The organism is Paraburkholderia mimosarum LMG 23256 = NBRC 106338, from assembly GCF_000739815.1.
Classification (GTDB): domain Bacteria; phylum Pseudomonadota; class Gammaproteobacteria; order Burkholderiales; family Burkholderiaceae; genus Paraburkholderia; species Paraburkholderia mimosarum.
The window spans coordinates 1-523 of the sequence record NZ_BBJJ01000200.1; the positions used below are offsets into that span (position 1 = coordinate 1).

General features: G+C 55.6%; 1 protein-coding gene. It reads right to left on the reverse strand.

Annotation, left to right across the window (positions count from 1 at the left end; genetic code table 11):
• Nucleotides 1-397, reverse strand: a 397-nt coding sequence (locus tag BMI01S_RS36535) for a tyrosine-type recombinase/integrase (RefSeq protein WP_255217858.1), incomplete at its 3' end; no start/stop codon positions are given.
• Nucleotides 398-523 lie beyond the last annotated feature (126 nt).

Consider the following 523-nt stretch of genomic DNA (forward strand, 5'->3'; position numbering starts at 1 on the left):
GGACAAAGCCAGTCTTGGTATGACGCACATAAAATCGGTCAGTTCTCCAGTCGATATCCTCCAGGCGCATTCGGGTCACCTCTCCCGCACGTAAGCCGTACGTCGACAGCAGCATCAGAATGGCGTAGTCGCGCAGCCCTATCGGGGAACGGTCCTGGCGCGTGGCGCCCAGGACAGCGCTGATGTCGCCGGGACGTAGCGCCGAGGGTATAGACTCATATGCGTAAGTTGTTGGGACAATGATGAACCGAGAAAGATCGCGATCGGTACGCCCCGTCTCATACAGGTAACGAAGGAAGCTGCGAAGCCTCGCCGCGATACCCTTACGCGATACCCGACGCGGCGACGAAACTCGGCTTTGCAGATAGCGATCAATATCTGACACTGTCATATGCATCAACGTTTCCGGGCCTTTGCACCGTCCATCGGAGCACAGGAATCGCTGTGCTTCCGCGAGGGTTCTGTTGCAGTAAGGGTGTCGGGACGAGAAATGTCGATATGGTAAATATTGCTTATGACACAA